Source organism: [Clostridium] fimetarium, assembly GCF_900111235.1.
Lineage (GTDB): Bacteria > Bacillota > Clostridia > Lachnospirales > Lachnospiraceae > Clostridium_N > Clostridium_N fimetarium.
The window spans coordinates 1-17,308 of record NZ_FOJI01000024.1 but is presented as its reverse complement, the minus strand read 5'-3'; the positions used below and the strand labels follow the sequence as shown (position 1 = coordinate 17,308).

Annotated in this window: 12 protein-coding genes and 1 riboswitch; of the genes, 2 read left to right on the top strand and 10 right to left on the bottom strand. The window is 33.4% G+C overall.

Features of this window, described 5'->3' with window-relative positions; genetic code table 11:
* Positions 1-23: 23 nt before the first annotated feature.
* The 7 genes from recQ to BMY18_RS19410 form a co-directional block, all read right to left on the bottom strand.
* Complete coding sequence (gene recQ / locus BMY18_RS19440; protein ID WP_242941089.1) at positions 24-1,880, bottom strand: DNA helicase RecQ; 1,857 nt, start codon at positions 1,878-1,880, stop codon at positions 24-26.
* A gap of 707 nt (positions 1,881-2,587) precedes the next feature.
* On the bottom strand, positions 2,588-3,274 hold the full coding sequence (locus BMY18_RS19435; RefSeq protein ID WP_092457896.1) for a DUF2812 domain-containing protein: 687 nt from the start codon (positions 3,272-3,274) through the stop codon (positions 2,588-2,590).
* Entirely contained in the window at positions 3,271-3,597 is a 327-nt protein-coding gene (locus BMY18_RS19430; protein WP_092457893.1) for a PadR family transcriptional regulator, read from the bottom strand. Before BMY18_RS19430 ends, BMY18_RS19435 begins: the two co-directional genes overlap by 4 nt.
* Before the next feature lie 290 nt (positions 3,598-3,887).
* On the bottom strand, positions 3,888-4,418 hold the full coding sequence (locus BMY18_RS19425) for a hypothetical protein (RefSeq protein WP_092457890.1): 531 nt from the start codon (positions 4,416-4,418) through the stop codon (positions 3,888-3,890).
* Positions 4,409-5,035 carry a J domain-containing protein gene (locus BMY18_RS19420; RefSeq protein ID WP_092457887.1) on the bottom strand — a complete coding sequence of 209 codons (627 nt, stop codon included), beginning with the start codon at positions 5,033-5,035 and terminating at the stop codon, positions 4,409-4,411. The genes BMY18_RS19425 and BMY18_RS19420 overlap by 10 nt, the downstream gene beginning before the upstream one ends.
* Positions 5,036-5,095: 60 nt before the next feature.
* Complete coding sequence (locus BMY18_RS19415) at positions 5,096-6,064, bottom strand: DUF5685 family protein (protein ID WP_242941088.1); 969 nt, start codon at positions 6,062-6,064, stop codon at positions 5,096-5,098.
* A gap of 143 nt (positions 6,065-6,207) precedes the next feature.
* Positions 6,208-6,900 (bottom strand): ABC transporter ATP-binding protein, encoded by a 693-nt coding sequence (locus tag BMY18_RS19410; RefSeq protein WP_092457884.1) that lies wholly within the window; start codon positions 6,898-6,900, stop codon positions 6,208-6,210.
* A gap of 69 nt (positions 6,901-6,969) precedes the next feature.
* On the opposite strand from BMY18_RS19410, the gene BMY18_RS19405 reads away from it, so the two are divergent.
* Positions 6,970-7,311 carry a hypothetical protein gene (locus BMY18_RS19405; protein WP_092457881.1) on the top strand — a complete coding sequence of 114 codons (342 nt, stop codon included), beginning with the start codon at positions 6,970-6,972 and terminating at the stop codon, positions 7,309-7,311.
* Positions 7,312-7,740: 429 nt separating this feature from the next.
* Here the strand turns inward: BMY18_RS19405 and BMY18_RS19400 are convergent, their stop codons facing one another.
* Positions 7,741-10,272, bottom strand: a complete 2,532-nt coding sequence (locus BMY18_RS19400; RefSeq protein WP_170841510.1) for an ABC transporter permease — start codon at positions 10,270-10,272, stop codon at positions 7,741-7,743.
* Between the two features lie 725 nt (positions 10,273-10,997).
* Between BMY18_RS19400 and BMY18_RS19395 the strand changes: the two genes are divergently transcribed.
* Positions 10,998-12,059, top strand: a complete 1,062-nt coding sequence (locus BMY18_RS19395; RefSeq protein WP_092457875.1) for a glycosyltransferase — start codon at positions 10,998-11,000, stop codon at positions 12,057-12,059.
* Between the two features lie 517 nt (positions 12,060-12,576).
* On the opposite strand, the gene BMY18_RS19390 is transcribed toward BMY18_RS19395, so the two are convergent.
* Together BMY18_RS19390 and BMY18_RS19385 are read right to left on the bottom strand one after the other, a co-directional pair.
* Positions 12,577-15,108, bottom strand: coding sequence for a cation-translocating P-type ATPase (locus BMY18_RS19390; RefSeq protein ID WP_092457872.1), 2,532 nt, complete (start codon positions 15,106-15,108; stop codon positions 12,577-12,579).
* Positions 15,109-15,230: 122 nt separating this feature from the next.
* Positions 15,231-15,347, bottom strand: a riboswitch (NiCo riboswitch).
* A 112-nt stretch (positions 15,348-15,459) separates the two neighbouring features.
* A complete protein-coding gene (locus BMY18_RS19385) occupies positions 15,460-16,827 on the bottom strand; it encodes a PQQ-dependent sugar dehydrogenase (protein WP_092457869.1) in 1,368 nt (455 codons plus the stop codon).
* Between the last annotated feature and the right edge of the window lie 481 nt (positions 16,828-17,308).

Genomic DNA, 17,308 nt, shown 5'->3' with positions numbered 1-17,308 from the left:
TATTGCTAATAAATATTCTTTATTTAAGCCTTTAATTGTATCACTTTTATAAATTTTTCACCATATTTATCACATTTATTCTGTCCTACACCTGATACTCCAAGAAATTCTTCTGTATTCATCGGAAGTTTAATGCACATATCCTTCAAACTCTTATCTGAGAATATAATGTATGGGGGCATATGCTCTTCCCTTGCGATTTCCATACGTAATGCTCTTAACGCTTCGAAGAGTTCAAAGTTAATATCACCCATGTCTTCAAGTTTCTTAGATTTCTTAGTTGAATTCTTACTCCCACTTTTACTTGATGTTTCTCGCTCTTTCGCAACTTTCATGGTTAATTCATGAATTTCATGAGACTTTCCTGTCAATCTTAAAATTGCATATTCATCATTTGTCAGGAATAGATAGCCATTTAACATCAAAAAATTCATAACTTGGCGCAATCTAAATATTGGTATATGTTCTAACTTTCCATAATACTCATTTTGATCCATCTTGTATTGGCGTACCTTGATATTATTAGCGCCATGGACTGTATCAATCACTACAGTCATTCCATATCGTTGTCTTGAGGCTTCCACACACCCAACTATTGTTTGGGCAATGTCTGTGATATCAGTCGTTTCAAACTCCGTCAGACAATTAGAACACTTTCCGCAAAAATTAGAGCCATACTCGCCAAAATACCGTAATATGTAGTCACGTAAACACTCATTCGTATTGCAGTAAAAAGTCATAATCTTTAGGCGCTCACGGTCTCTTGCTATAATTAACTCAAGCGTTTCCGAATCCAGTTCTTCATTGTCACGATTACTTTCAATAAAGAATTCATTTAAACGAACGTCTTTGGGCGCATATAAGAGCATGCATTCGCTTTCTTCTCCATCCCTACCAGCTCGTCCTGCCTCTTGATAATAACTCTCGATATCCTTTGGCATATTATAATGAATTACATATCTAACATTGGACTTATCAATTCCCATACCAAATGCATTTGTTGCTACCATAATCGGTTTCACATCATATATAAAATCATCTTGGTTCTGCCTGCGCTCATTGTCACTAAGACCCGCATGATATCTAGTAACTGGGTATCCATCCCTTTGTAAATTCAAGCAAACTTCCTCAACCGATTTTCTTGTCGCGCAATATATAATTCCACTCTTGTCACTATTCTCTTTCACATAATTCTCAACTTCAGCCATCTTATCGCTTGGATTTTTCACGCTGTAGAAGAGATTATTTCGATCAAATCCAGTCGCTACTACTTTCGGATGATTTAAATGTAGAACACTTATAACATCTTCCATAACCGCCTTCGTCGCTGTTGCGGTAAATGCACTGATAATCGGTCGATTGTCAAGTCTATCTACAAACTCCATAATCTTTAAATAGCTTGGTCGAAAGTCCTGTCCCCACTGCGATACACAATGTGCTTCATCAACACTGATCATCGAAATATCCACACATTTTGCAAATTCAATAAAATTATCTAGTAGCAAACGCTCCGGAGCCACATAAATAATCTTATATTTTCCTTGTTTTGCTAATTCCAGCGCTTTTAAATACTGCACCGACGATAAAGAACTATTAAAGAAGGCAGCATGAACACCAGCCTCATTCAATGCTCTTACTTGATCTTTCATCAGCGAAATCAACGGTGATATAACCAACGTTACGCCTGGCAACATCAAAGCCGGTATCTGAAAACACATTGATTTTCCGGCACCCGTAGGCATTATTCCAAATGCATCATTACCTGACATAATGCTATCAATTAATTCTTCCTGCCCCTCCCGAAACTGCGCATACCCAAAATATTGATCTAAAATTACATATTTATCTTCTATCCTATCCATCATCTTATCTATTTGCATGTATTTTCCTCTACTCGTCTAATTGTTTAATTGTTTATAATTATTTCCCCTAATAAAATCACTAAATATATAACTCCCCTTTAAAAATCACTATTACATTATACATTAAATCTCAAGATTTCTAAACTAAAAATTTCAAAAAACCTCATAAAGTTATATATTACGACTATGCTTGTATTTCTTACAGTCATTCGTAAACTTTATTTTAAAAGACTAGATACCTACAATATGCAGCCGCAACAATCTCATCCTTTTCAACCACTCCAAATGTAATATTTTAATAATTTCCAAAAAAAACCACCTTATATCAGGCAGTTCTTTTTGTTTATATGTATTGTTATATGTTCTTAAAACTGATTAAGGTGTCATAATAAGCTTTGAAAGTTATTGAGAATATACCACTAAACAACAGTACTTCAGAGCCTTTCAATGTTTTTTCGCATTTTTTATGATTATGATATACGTATGGAAATTTTTTTGTAAAGTAAACCATGAATATTAATTTCTGATTATTCATTTATCGCAGACCGGCTGAAAGTAGTGCTTATATTTTGTCGAGACTCAGATAAAAAATGAGCGTAAGCGAGTTTTTTTATCATTTTTGAGGCTCGTAAAAAATATACTACTTGAAGGAAAGGCAAGATAAAATGCATAATCAAAAATTAATATTCACTCGACACCTTTCATAATTACTTTTCACATCCTAATCAAAAATGAAGCAATTTTTCCTTTTTTGATTTTTTAATTTCTTGCTTTGAACGAATTAGTTCGACAGGCCTAGTGAACTTTAGGTTTACTTTTTCCCCACAGAGTAAAACAAGCTGTTTATTCGTTTTCCTTAGCTTAATCCAAGTACCTAAACACACAAGATATACTGCCGTCGGTAAAAACTGCGCAATACTGATCACAATTTCAATCCAAGAAAAAACAAATTGAGTATTATCTTGGGATCCAGACTCTATTGTCCCACCTCCAAAAAAAACAACACCAAAAATCATCAGTAAAAATATAAATATTAAAGAAAACCAGAAAGTCCCTATCAAAGCGATAATGCCTGTCACATATGCTCTTTTTTGATTACGTTCCAAAAATCCAGCATAGGAAGGTGCACTCATAGGCTCCTTTTCTGTCGATAGCACATAGAAATTTTTACCACAACAAACTTCTTTATATCCATCTTCGACCAGATTTTGGGGAATACATTCGGAAACGCCTGAAAATCCCTTTTGATAAACAATTCGATGATTCTTCTTTGTTGCTTCGCAAGGCTCAAATTCAAAGATCCCACATTTGAAATGGATCCTTTTTAATTCCCAGCCTCTTTTACTAAGTGCATCAAGCCATATCTCAGTTTTAACTACATCATTACCCCAAAATGGTCTAATCTTTCTCATAGCATCCCCTCCACTTGTTTCGCATAGCTGTGTACAAGTGTTAATCTTCTGATTTCTTCACTTAACAATTGCTTGCCAAGTTCCGTAATAATATAAACGGTTTTACGATTTACATCTTCAAACAAAACGATTAACCCATCACGCTGCATTTTATTAAGTGTTCCATAAATAGTTCCAGAGCCTAATATAATACGCCCTTTTGTGACTTCCTCCACATATTTAATGACCGCATATCCGTGCCTTGCCTCAATCATTGCAGAAAGAATATAAAAAAAAGTTTCTGTCATTGGAATGTATTTCTTTTTTAGTTTTTCTAAATCCATACGCTGCCTCCTTGAATAGCACTTTTTCCCCATCTAACTGTTTAATAATATTGATTGCGCAGTATGTCACACCGTGTAGTACTACACACTGTGTAATATATCATCCTTTATAATTATTGTCAACGTTTTTGCTTCATCTACTTCTCAAACGTTTTTGCTTCATCTACTTCTCAAACTCATTATTATTATGAAAAGCCATTAAATCATCTTTGATTTTGGGAATCAAAATGTCACTAATACGGTGCGAGAAAAGTCAAAATTTTAGGTCTTCCACAACAAAAAAAAGCCTCTTATTCAAGGCTTTTTCTAAATTTTCCCCATATTTGGCTTTGAAAGTAGCAATATACTTTATCAAACAAAAATAAACCTATCTGTCCGCCTACTATTACTGCTACCAAAATCCAAATATTGATTTCACCTTGATAGACTAACTTAGGTGCAATCAATATTAATGGAATATATAAGATGTTAAATATAACATATTTTAAAATTGAAAATACTTTTATAGGATTTTTAATTCTTAGCGATTTGCTAACCCCATTCCATACCATTTCACTAAGCAGTATATATAATGCCATGACTGAATAGGTAATGCAGTAAAGTTTATTCGGTGCCAACAAGAAACCAAGAATTACACTGGCTATCAAAAATGCGATACCCATCTGCACTCCATATTCCCTTATTGCAATTCCTACGCAAAATGATGCACCTGCGAGAAAAAACAATGTACTCATTTCAATTGTTCCACTAAGGACTATCATAATCACCGCTATGGCCAATAATAATCCAAGCACTGCTATTCTTTTTGCTTTTACATGCATGAACAGAGATCTCCTCCCATACACTCACAAAGTGAGTCTGCACACCATAAATCACAACATAAGTTACCAGTTCCAAGTCCACCAGTCTGTCTTTGTCCGAAAGCTCCACCATTTGTCTGGTATCTGTTACCTCTCATCTGAAGCTGGTTTAAAAAGTTGGCATATTCTTTGTTATTAGGATCCATTGATACTGCCTGTTGCGCATGATTAAGCGCCTCTACATTATTACCAGTACCCATACTTGTAACAGCATATAGATAATGCCATTCACCACTTCTGTTTGACATTCCTGCTAATATATTTGATGCTTGTGCGTATTGTCTTGCATTAATATATGTTCTTGCAGAATTATATTTTGCCATATCATCTGAACTAGAATTACCAGAATATGATGAAGTACCGCTAAACCCTGAGCTAGAACCATTTTCTTTCATATCCATAACCTGTTTATAAGCTTCCTGGACTTCCTTAAACTTCTCTTCTGCCAAACCCGACAATGGATTATTAACGTATGAATCTGGATGATATTTTCTACTTAGTTCTCGATATGCCTTTTTAATTTCGTCATTTGATGCGTTTTGAGAAACGCCTAATACTTGGTATGGATCATTTATCATTCTGCTGTACTTCCTTTTTTTGATTGTATTTCGTCTTTACTAACGTGTATTTGATCTTGATTACTTTGCATTTATTTCATCTTGATTAACTTGTATTTGATCTTGATTACTTTGTATTTCATCTTGATTAACTTGTATTTGATCTTGATTACTTTGCATTTCAGTTTGATTACTTTGCATTTCATCGGGGTACTTTTCTTTGCGTTTTTTATCAAATTTATTCCAGACACCAACATATAGGATATTTCTCAATATATCTATGCTTTCAACACAAGGAAGTCTCTCAAAACTTTCTGTGCACTCTGCCATCATCATTGTAAGCATTGTATTACACGAAACCTCATACTCACTTGTAATACTTTTTTTCTCGTTGCTCATATAAATATTTTTCAAAGGATTATAGCTTCCTGACTTAATATCCTTTTCAATATCATCATAAGCATCCATTATATATACAAACTTTCCAAGATAGAATCCTGTTCTTCTAAGGTCTTCTTCCCATAAATCTTTCTTATAGACCAGTAATTCTCCCATTAAATCACCGAAACAACCAGCAACCTTATCAATATTTGTCTCATTATTCTTTTCTAAATTGTGTAATTTTCGAAGTGACTTTTTAATTACTGCGCATTTGTCGGGATACTTTGATTCAATACGCACATATGCGTTACGAAATGCTCTCAGACCTGCTAAACCAGCCTGACTTTTTTCATCCATCCAGTCATCCACAAAATGATAATAGGAGAGAACTATATTAAGATCGGCAACATACTCCGTAATCTCATTCACAAACATCTCTTTCTTACCTATCGGATGAACCACGCACCTGTTTTCCTCTTTTGTAGTGGGACATTCATATAATGACGTCATCAAAACAATCAGAAATGTCATATCATAAGATAATGTCATCTGACCCTTGAAGCCATAATTTCTCTGTAACGTCTTACAAAGACCGCAATAAAAAGCTTTATATTTTGAAAAGTCTTTCATTTTCAATTCTGGTTTGTAAGCCGTTACATATCCAAACATTAGGGCTCCTTTGAGTTAGACTAAATTAATATATCTATTATAAATGGTATTAACATGAAAATACAAGTTAAATTTTGTTAAACTATTTATATAAACTTAATTCAAAGCAGTTTTACTAACAGTTTTACCGGAAGTTTTCCTTTTTACAAATCAACCACTTGACTTTGCTCAACGATTTCACCATCCACTAATCGAATAATTGTTGTACCATACTTTGCTGCGCTTTGTGAATGTGTAACCTGAATTAATGTTTTCCCATATTTCACATTAATATCTTTAAATAGTTCCATAATCTCCTTACCTGTCTTTGAGTCAAGATTACCAATTGGCTCATCAAGGAATATAATATCTGGCTCAGAAATCAATGCCCGAGCGATAGCAACTCTTTGCTGCTGACCACCAGACAACTCACGAGGTGTCGATTTTCTCTTATCAGAAAGCCCAATAATGTCAAGTATCTCCGTCAACTTCTCTTCATATTTTTTAGGTTTTTTTCCATCTAATATAATTGGAAGCATGATATTATCTTCAACATTCAAGTTTTGAACCAAATTATAAAATTGAAATACAAATCCTATTTTACTTCTTCTGAGCTTACTCATTGCTTTCTTCTTAACCTTACTTAAATCTTCCCCTTCAAGCATAATTGTTCCGCTAGTTGGTTTATCAAGCCCCCCCAGCAGATACAATAACGTCGATTTTCCACTTCCTGATGGTCCCATAATAGATACGAATTCACCTTTATCAACACTAAAATTAAGTTCCTTCAATACATTTGCTTCTTCTTTCCCAGTTACAAATGTTTTTGTCAATCCATTCACTTCTATCGCTTTCATTCTTATACCCATGCGCATTTCAATCCCAGATCAAAATACTGCTCTTTAAATAGTTGAAAGATTCCTTGCATGCATGGCTCCCTTTTTTATTTTCTCCCAACCTTTTCCCGTACCCATATCTCTATCTCTATCTCTATTTCTATTTCTATCTCTATTTCTATCTCTATTTCTATTTCTATCTCTATCCTTGTTTCTGTTTCTGTTTCTGTTTCTGTTTCTGTTGCAGTTTCTGTTATTGTTTCTATTGCTGTTTCTAATGCTGTTTCTGTTTCTGTTGCAGTTTCTGTTGCAGTTTCTGTTGCTGTTTCTATTGCAGTTTCTATTGCTGTTTCTATTGCTGTTTCTATTGCTGTTTCTATTGCTGTTTCTATTGCTGTTTCTATTACTATTACTATTACTGTTTCTGTTTGATTTTGGTTTAAATTTAAGTTTTAGTTTTAGTTTTTATTTTGCTTTTGCATTTGCTTTTGCTTTTTGCTTTTACTTCTTTTATTCCCCGGTTTTAGTATTAAACCCCATCTCAAACTACAAACCAACCATGAATATTAATTTATCCCTCAAATCCCCCTCAACAAAGTAACTCGTGAATATTAATTTGTAATTATACTTTTCCGCAGACCGTCTGAAAGCTGCGCTTACATTTTTTCCAAGACTCAGATGAAAATCGAACGAAGTGAGACTTTTCATCATCTCTGAGGCTTGCAAAAAAATGTGCTGCTTGAAGGAAAGGCAAGGCAAAGTATAATTACAAATTAATATTCACTCACCACCTCCCGTTTACAACTTGATCCTAAATCAATATTCATCCCCATTCCATCTTTTTAACACTCAAACCGACCCTTACTCGTACTTTATTTCCTGTATAATCGAAAGCTTCCTACTCTTAAAGCAAACTGGCAGTGTTGCAATCAAGACAATCACAAGTGAAAATACGAATATCATAGGTAACGATTTGTAATCAAGTGCTATTGCCATATCAAACCCAATTGATTTTGTCACAACCGATATTAATTTTAGACCAAATATACAATACACGGAAGTTATCAGCATAGCCCATGTAACGGATGCAATTGATTCAAAGAATAATATTTTAAGCCTTCCTGAATTATCCATTCCAACTGCAGATAGAATTGCAAACTCACTTTTCCTTTGTAAAAAGCTGATTGAGACATTATTCACAATTCCAAGTGACGCAATCACGATGGCCAAATAAGAAAATATACTCATTGCATCTACCATTATTTGATTATTTGCAAGATTCTCCTTACACATCTCATCTCTTGATTGTGCTGAAGCGCCCACACTACGTAATATTGGTTTCAGATCGTGTAATACAGTATCTATATTTTTGTCAGTATTAAAAGTAATTGTATTAGCTGACATTAGACCATATTGTTCTTTCATTGTGCTATTTTTAATCAAGACAAAATAACCATTATTAAAAAGCATACCGTCAATAACACCAGATATCGTCAATGTCTTTTTCACATCATTACATGTGATTTCAACCGTGTCCCCTGCTTTTTTATCTATTTGTTTGCTTAATGCTGTCGTTATAATCACCCCTGCATCAGCTCCTTTAAACTCTTTTATAGCATTGCTATATTCAGATTTTTCAAGATGAAGATACTGGTTATATTGTGTATATTTATCTATATCCATACCTATCGCTTGAAAAGATATGTCTTTACCAGATATTGCACTACTCATAGAAGCATATTGATAGGTCATACGATTGATCTGACTCTCTTTAATGCCTGCATCTTTTAACTTCGTCACCAAATAATCTGCGGTCGATGTATCAGCACTTTCCCTAATTGTAGAAATATTGTTTATCTGGATATCATATCCAAGATCAGTGTATGCCTCTGTAACAACTTTTATCATACTACTTCCCAATGATACGATTGTTATAATTGAAACCAAAGATATTATGATTAGCGATATATTTCCAAGCAATACCTTTGACGTACGGAGATTATTAATTGCATATATGACATTTTTACTCCTTCCTCTAAGTAGGCGGTAAATCGGCTTCGATAAAAGATCAATCAACTTTGGATATGCAAAAATAACTCCTGTAAGTGAAACGATCAAAACTACGCCAGCAAATCCTTTCAGGCTATCCCTCCAGATTAGATATGCACCTATCGACAAAGCGATCAGTGTTGTTCCTATAATGAATTTTTTCCAACCAATCGATTTTGATATTCTAACGTCATTTAATATAATATCTTTTACCTGCAATTTTGATATTTTTCGAACCGGTAAATACGCAGATATTACTGATAAGATAATTGCAAATACAAAACCACTGATTATGTAATTTGGTTTTATATCTACTTTTCCATAAATACCATAGTCTTTTAATGGTGATATTAATCGGTTAACAATAAATAGCCCAATAACACCAAGTACATTTCCAAATACTGCTCCAAACAGGCCATAGGCGAAACTTTCGAGGTAAAGAATACCTTTTACTTTTCCAACCGTAGCTCCCTCACTTAAGAACGTACCAATTGTTGATAATCTCTCAGTTATAATCAATTTAAATGAACTGTATATTATGATTCCACTCATAACAACAACTACCACAAGCATAACATACAATAATGAAGTAAAGCTTGAAAGCTGAGCCTTCACGGTCTCTTCATCAAATAATTTATCAGAAGAAAATGAAGCATTATTATCATTAAACTTATCCACACCCGCCTGAATTGTTGATTCAGAGGAATCAGCTAAAATCACATTATATTTTCCTTGTGCATCCATGTCTTTACTTATATATTCATATGGCAAAATAACTGAAAATGAATTGGCACTGTCATTATAAAAGACTCCCACATTGCCGCTCACCGCGGTTATTTTAAGTTTTTTAGTGATGCCACCGATTATTATGTCTAATGTATCTCCCATTTTCAAATTTCGGTTTTTAGCAACTCTTTCAGAAACAATACAGGTTTCGTCTTTAAAATTATCAAGATTACCTTGTGTTATTGCATCTTTATTCACATACTGTGCATCTCTTGCACGAATTGAAATATTCAACATTGTTTCATCTTGTGTATCTACCTTATCAGCCATCATTCCATTAATATATATTTCCTTCAAAATGCTGTTCTGATCAAGTCCACTGGTATTAATTCCTTCATCTACAAAGAAGTTTGCACTTTTATCCGTTGAAGTAATGGCAATTTGTTTGTTTTCATACGCTTCTAACTGAGGTGCTACAAAACTATTCAGGATAATATCAATCAGTCCTGTACTGATGACCAATAATGCCGTACTTAATGCGATTGCTACTAACAGTAAAAAAAATCGCCCCTTCTTCTCAACCATACTTCTTAATACATACTTAAAAAATACTTTCATCTCATTCCCCATTCCTGCGCATCTTTTTGCGCATATAGATGAATGATAAAATCATACAGCTATAATTCCATCATTTTCCATATAAATATTTATTTAGATTAATCTTTTCTAAAGAAGTCCTCAAGTGAAATTTTTCACAAATTTATATGACATTTGTAATATTTATTGACAATCAACTTTGCTTCTTTAAAGGATATACATAATTTACCAGAATATAATTAATATTATATTAGGAAAGCATTAACTTAAGATTAAAATATGATAAATCAAACTATTTATATGTGGTTTAATTTATTATATATTAAGTTTAATTCAGGAATTGCTTTTCTATTGTTGCTCTAATTAATTAATTGTGTTTATTTTTTTATAATACACACAGATAAATCATTCAATTCGGTTTGACGAAATGATTTATTAGTGTTAAAATGAATTCAGACTCAATATTAAGATATATTCAATTATTACATGATATTGTCTGACAAATCCCAAACATCTATGAATCTATTACTAAGAACAAAACTTCTTGCAAGGAATTTAGGCAGAATGAATATTACTTTTATGTTAGAAGAAACAATGTATTCATTGTTTTTTTTATTGTCGCAAATGAGATTTTGAACTTTTTTAACAGAATTTCATATATATAATTCAGTTTATGAATAGACGTTAGTATCTAAATCGTAACATATATCAAAAAAGTTTTTCAATGAAAGGAAAAACGTGAAATTATGAACGAGAATGTTTTGGTTAGTATAATTGTCCCAATATATAAAGTTGAAAATTATTTAGAAAAGTGCCTGGAAAGTATTATTGCACAAACGCACAAAAATCTTCAGATAATACTTATAGATGATGGTTCACCCGACGGATGTGGAAAAATATGTGATACATATGCTAAAAAAGACTCTAGGATCACAGTAATACATCAAGAAAACAAGGGTTTATCAGCTGCGCGGAATGCAGGATTTGAAATAGTAAAGGGGAAATACATTGGGTTTGTTGATAGCGATGATTACATTGCTGCTGATATGTATGAGAACCTTGTAACTGCTATTGAAAAATACGACACAGATATATCTATGTGTAGTTATTACAAAGTTGAAAATAACGTTGTCTCAAAAGCACAGTATCCTGAAATAAAAGATTGCGTTTATTCCAAAAATGAAGCATTAAAAGAATTACTGATTGACCATAAAATCCAAAATTTTGTCTGGAATAAGTTATATAAAAAGGAATTATTTTTGAATGTAAGATTCCCAGATGGAAAAGAATTTGAAGATATTGCTACTATATTTTATATTTTTGAGAAAATAAACAGTATTGTGAAAATAAGCCAAACTAATTATTTTTATGTTACGAGACCTGAAAGCATTGTAAATGATGTATCCCGCAAATCAATTAATAATTACCTTGAATTTAGCATAAACAGATATATGTATATCCATAAAAAGTATCCTGAACTTAAGATATATAATGATTATAAATTAGTAAGCACTACCGTACGTGCATTTTATGACGCATTTATTTTAAAAGACGCTGAATATTTAAGAAGTGATAATTTCAAAAAATTATATGATAAATTTAAATCATTGATGAAAAAAGAAGGACCATCAATCTTATCTTTAATGGATGAGGAAGAAAAGATGAATACATGCACGCTTGCATATAATATTGAATATTTTAAAAGGTTAGTTGTATATGACCGTAATTTGCATGATGCAATTAAAAATAAGAGATCATTGAAAGTACTTAATAATGACTTTAATGTAAGCCTTAAAGTAGATATTTAAATCAATAATTTATTCAGTTTTTCTAGGCTAATAATCTCAAGTCACTTTCATCGAAAAATTATAAGCATTAACTTTGAAGTACCTGCGTCTACTTGACGAGGCAAACTTCAAAGTTAATGCTTATTTATGTTTTATCTAATTATGATTAAGGTTTCATAGCTAGCTTTCCTATTATAATAAACGTGTAGGAATTATTTTATAAAGTAAACGGTGAATATTAATTTCTGATTATTCATTTATCGCAGACCGGCTGAAAGTAGTGCTTATATTTTCCGCGAAAGCACAAGTCAAATAGACATGCTTGCATGTCTATTTGACGCCGCTCGCGAACCGAAGCATTATGCTTCGGTTGTCGAGACTCAGATAAAAAATGAGCGTAAGCGAGTATTTTTATCATCTCTGAGGCTCGTAAAAAATATACTACTTGAAGGAAAGGCAAGATAAATGCATAATCAGAAATTAACATTCACTAGAAACCTTTCATAATCACTTTCAACACCCTAATCAATCATATATATTATTTATTTTTTGAGTGCATTAATTTATTTACTAGTTTTACAGCCTCATACCACATAACAGCTACTATTGCTATGCCTATTACACTAATAAATTGTATCCATGTAAGTGGTGCAAGCTTTAAAAATTGATTTAGTGGTGAGTATAATATTATCAACAATCCTGCAATACTGATAATATTAACCATCCACATAACTTTATCTTTTATAAGGCGTTTAAATGACTGAAATGCAAAATCATAATCTGAACTATTCACCTGTACCAGTAGTAAATTAGAAATCATAATGATTGCAAGACCCATTGAACGCGCAACTGATGCATTATCAACATTTTTTAAAAGCATAATATAATAAGTTGTAAACGAAGCTGCAAAAATCGCAAACCCCTGTAACAAACTTTTTGCCAAAGTTCTAGCTGTTAATATCTTTTCATTTTTGTCACGAGGTTTCCTATCCATAATATCTGTTTCAGCCGGTTGTCGTTCCAATACAATTGAGCATGTAGGATCAATAATTAGTTCTAATAAGACCACATGAATCGGTAATAAGAATAAATTAGTAGGACTAATGCTAAGTATTGGTGCAAGTAATGATGCAAATGCAATTGGGATATGAATTGTAAATACATAACCTACCGCTTTCCTTATATTATCATAAATACGCCTACCATCCTCTACGCTCTCAACAATTGTCGTAAAGTTATCATCTAACAAGATCAGATCAGCTGCCTCACGAGACACCTCACTGCCACGCTTACCCATTGCAATTCCAATATCTGCATATTTAAGCGCAGGTGCATCGTTTACACCGTCACCGGTCATTGCAACGATTTCGCCGTTACATTTAAATGCTTTAACAATACGCATTTTGTGTTCAGGCACAACACGTGAAAATATGCTGACATCTTTTACCTTTTCACACAATTCTTCGTCCGTCATATCATTTAACATATCACCTGTAATAATGTGATCACTGTTTGGCATTCCGATTTGTTTTGCAATTGACGCAGCTGTAATTCCGTTATCACCGGTAATCATAACTACACGAATACCAGCTTTATTGCATATTGCGATATCACTTTTTACAGTTTCTCTCGGTGGATCAGCAAGGCCTATGAGTCCACATAGTTTCAGTGTACAATCTGTAATCTCTTTCGGGATATCTCGATGGGATAGTGGATTCATAGTAGCAACTGCGATCACACGAAGTCCTAGTTGAGACATTTCAATTATTTTATGATAAACTACTTCACGTTCAGTCTCTGACAGATCACAAATTGTCAAAATACGCTCCGGTGATCCTTTTGCTGCAATCACAATGTTGCCATTGCGGCGCCATACATGACCCATCATTTTGAGTTCATTTGTAAATGCATATTCTGTTATTAATTCATCACTAAAAAGATGATCTTTTGTGATTCCCATTTTTTCGCAATGTGCAAGCATAGCCTTTTCCATTGGATCATAAGCATCTGTCTCACAAGCAAGACCCATTGTTTCACACAAGGTATGCTCGTCATTATCAATTGACCATACATCTTGTACTGTCATCTTGTTCATCGTAATTGTACCTGTTTTATCTACACACAGCACTGAAACTTCACCAAGTGTTTCAACTGCTGGCAGTTTTCTAACAAGTGACTGTTTTTTTGCAAGTCTCCATGCACCCATAGATAGGAACACTGTCAAAATAACAGGAAATTCCTCTGGAATCATTGCCATTGCAAGTGTAATACCAGATAAAATACTTTCAATTATTCTGGCGCCAAATGTATGGTCTGGAATATTAATATAAGTTACCACACCAACTAAAGCAAATAATACTGCAGCAATACCCGCACAAGTCTTTACAAGTTTTCCTGTTTGTATCTGTAGTGGTGACAATTCCTCTGGAGCGGTGGCTACATTTGCGCCAATTTTTCCATATTCCGTTGTTGTACCTATTTTATCAACTTGAATGATAGATGAACCTTGTGTTACCAACGTTCCTGCATAGCAATAATCTTTTCTCCAATAATCCTTTGAAGGCTCTGCATTTTCTAATGTTACTTTCCAAACACCCTCAGCTTCACCTGTAAGAGATGATTCATCCACGCATAGATCATTGCATTTTACGACAATACCATCTGCTGGAATCTTAACACCTTCATAAATCATCATTAGATCGCCTGGAACTAAGTCTTCACTAGCGATCTCAATTTCGTTAGCATCACGAATTACTCTGACGCGTGGTGCTGATAAGTCCTTTAATGCATTTAATGTTTGATCCGTCTTCCATTCTTGAATTACGTCAATGCTAATTATTCCAACTACAAATATCAGCATAATTAATCCGTCGCGTGGCTCTCCAAGAATAAAATAGATAATCGCTGCTACCAGCAAAAGTAAAAACATCGGTTCACATATTATATGTATCACCTTAACGAAAAAGCTTTCCTTTTTCTGTAATGTCAGTTCGTTCTTTCCGTGCTTCTCCTGCAATATTTTTGCTTCGGCGGACGTCAGTCCTTTCATAGATTGTTGCTCGTTTGTCATAAAAATTATCTCCCTTTTTGCCTTGCGGCATTTTTGATAACTCTATGGCACTTGCCAAATATTTTGAATGTCTATGTCCCCATGGGTATAAAAAAAACACCTGTGGAACAATAATAGTAAACTACTGTCCCACAGATGTTATAAAGTCGTCATCTGCTGTCATTCTTGTAATGACCCAGCCCCACGAATTGATTATTAAATAATTATTATCAATTCATCGCCTGCTCAGTTTGTACTGTAGATTCGTGTGCAGTGCAAAGAGTATATTAATTTATCATATATAAATTTCCTATATTTGTCAACTACTTTTAATAAATTCTAGCACAATTAAGTAGCATTAAGTTCGTTCGGTTACGTTTTCGTTATTTTCCAAATAACACCTGTATTAGGAATATAAACATTGGGATTTTCTTTGGTCGTAACTGCATAATCAACAACATACATTGCACTTTCCGGTCCAAATTGAACATCTGTTGGCCTTGACAAACCACCCCCTTGACCGATATATGCAGGAAATCCAGATTTGTTAATTGCAAAAGTTGATACTTCTCCTGTATTCATATCTACTTTTGCGATTCGATTACCTACATGTAATTTATCTTCAACTTCCGTGTAAGTATTTTTACCCTTATCACCAAATTCAGCAATATACATATCATTTACAACGCCAAAATCCGGATATTTATTATAATCCAGACCCATAATATTAGAACTTGGTGGGAAAACGGCAAATGATTTTGGAGGAACAGACGGATGATTCGTAAATAAGATTTCTGGCTGTCGCCCTCCTGCCGGTGCAAACTTAGGTAATGTAACCAGTTCACCTCCTGAATAATCTGGAAATCCATACCATGTATCTGGGATCATTAATGATATCACATCCGGAGCATTGGCAATCGGCCTGCTACCCCTGTTCTCATATCCTTGGTTCGTTACAAATAATCGATTATATAGGTCGTGCTTTACAATAAATGGATTTCTAAATCCCCATGCAACAAGTTCTAATTTTGAACCATCTGAATTTGATTTTAACACACTACCTGATGCTCGTATTGTTCCTTTTAATATTTCAAATCTTTGTAAATTCGGTACGCCATATGCAGAATATGCTCCAGTAATTGCTATTTCTTCCGCTGGTATTAGCATGTTTTTCGTTTCAAAGTTTTGTCCATTTAACATTATATAGGATCCTGGTTGATCATGAAAAAAAGAACAATTTGGTACCCACTCATTATCTACTCCAACAACACCAGAATTAGTAGCTGTTCCTTGTCCGAAATACATTTTTCCATCCAGATCAAAATCCACTTTATTATTGCTGTAATCCCCATTGCTAGGTAATCCCTTAATAATGTCTTGTTTTGTCCCATCCAATTTAACAATTGTTATAACGCCTCTATGAGATACATAAATATCTTTATTTCTATAATTAATTCCTGATATTGGAACATTAAATCCATCTGCTATTAATTTGAAATTTCCCTTGCTAAGAAGTAATACTTTGGGATTGCCCGACAGTATACCATCATCTGCAATCAGTAAATCTCCATCTTCTGTGAATGCAATCCCAATTGGTGTATTTAGCCCGTGTGCAAACGGTTCTATTTTATATCCTTGAGTTATATATATATCATTGGGATCAAGGAATCTTTCTGTCTTGACAATTTGGTGTATAAACAGCTCATTATTTTTCGATGAATTACATTTCTTATAATACATACATTATTCCTAGACAGTATTTATAATAATATATGCATGGTAACTCTCTTTATACTTTGGGTTTATCCAACACCTTACTTTTTTTTATAAATACTAATTAATTAAGTTATTTATTTTGTTCTCTTTGAATCTAACATACCCAAATATGCTTCACAGTCTTCGTGGATATCATTATAGGACCTATCAAAATTATAGAATCAGTCAACCAACAAGAGATTTTTCAACTATAAGTTGAAAATGGCTCACTTGAATAATCTAATTCATAGTAATATTATATTAATTAAGAATAGATATATAACTTCTCGGAGTTAGCATCTACTGGTGCAAATGTAAATTGACAATTGAATATTGGTGGTTTTGGAAAAAAAGAAGAGATTTTGTGTACGAGAAATAGACATAACGCAAGTTATGCCTTAAAATAGGTATTGTCCTTATGGACATTAAGCGGTCAGCTTAAATGTTTTTTGAAATGCCTCTACAG

What these genes read in the sequence shown, in the direction of transcription:
- recQ (WP_242941089.1), bottom strand. Translation starts at nt 1,880, where the DNA reads ATGCAAATAGATAAGATGATGGATAGGATAGAAGATAAATATGTAATT.
- BMY18_RS19435 (WP_092457896.1), bottom strand. Translation starts at nt 3,274, where the DNA reads ATGAGAAAGATTAGACCATTTTGGGGTAATGATGTAGTTAAAACTGAG.
- BMY18_RS19430 (WP_092457893.1), bottom strand. Translation starts at nt 3,597, where the DNA reads ATGGATTTAGAAAAACTAAAAAAGAAATACATTCCAATGACAGAAACT.
- BMY18_RS19425 (WP_092457890.1), bottom strand. Translation starts at nt 4,418, where the DNA reads ATGCATGTAAAAGCAAAAAGAATAGCAGTGCTTGGATTATTATTGGCC.
- BMY18_RS19420 (WP_092457887.1), bottom strand. Translation starts at nt 5,035, where the DNA reads ATGATAAATGATCCATACCAAGTATTAGGCGTTTCTCAAAACGCATCA.
- BMY18_RS19415 (WP_242941088.1), bottom strand. Translation starts at nt 6,064, where the DNA reads ATGTTTGGATATGTAACGGCTTACAAACCAGAATTGAAAATGAAAGAC.
- BMY18_RS19410 (WP_092457884.1), bottom strand. Translation starts at nt 6,900, where the DNA reads ATGAAAGCGATAGAAGTGAATGGATTGACAAAAACATTTGTAACTGGG.
- BMY18_RS19405 (WP_092457881.1), top strand. Translation starts at nt 6,970, where the DNA reads ATGCATGGCTCCCTTTTTTATTTTCTCCCAACCTTTTCCCGTACCCAT.
- BMY18_RS19400 (WP_170841510.1), bottom strand. Translation starts at nt 10,272, where the DNA reads ATGAAAGTATTTTTTAAGTATGTATTAAGAAGTATGGTTGAGAAGAAG.
- BMY18_RS19395 (WP_092457875.1), top strand. Translation starts at nt 10,998, where the DNA reads ATGAACGAGAATGTTTTGGTTAGTATAATTGTCCCAATATATAAAGTT.
- BMY18_RS19390 (WP_092457872.1), bottom strand. Translation starts at nt 15,108, where the DNA reads ATGACAAACGAGCAACAATCTATGAAAGGACTGACGTCCGCCGAAGCA.
- BMY18_RS19385 (WP_092457869.1), bottom strand. Translation starts at nt 16,827, where the DNA reads ATGTATTATAAGAAATGTAATTCATCGAAAAATAATGAGCTGTTTATA.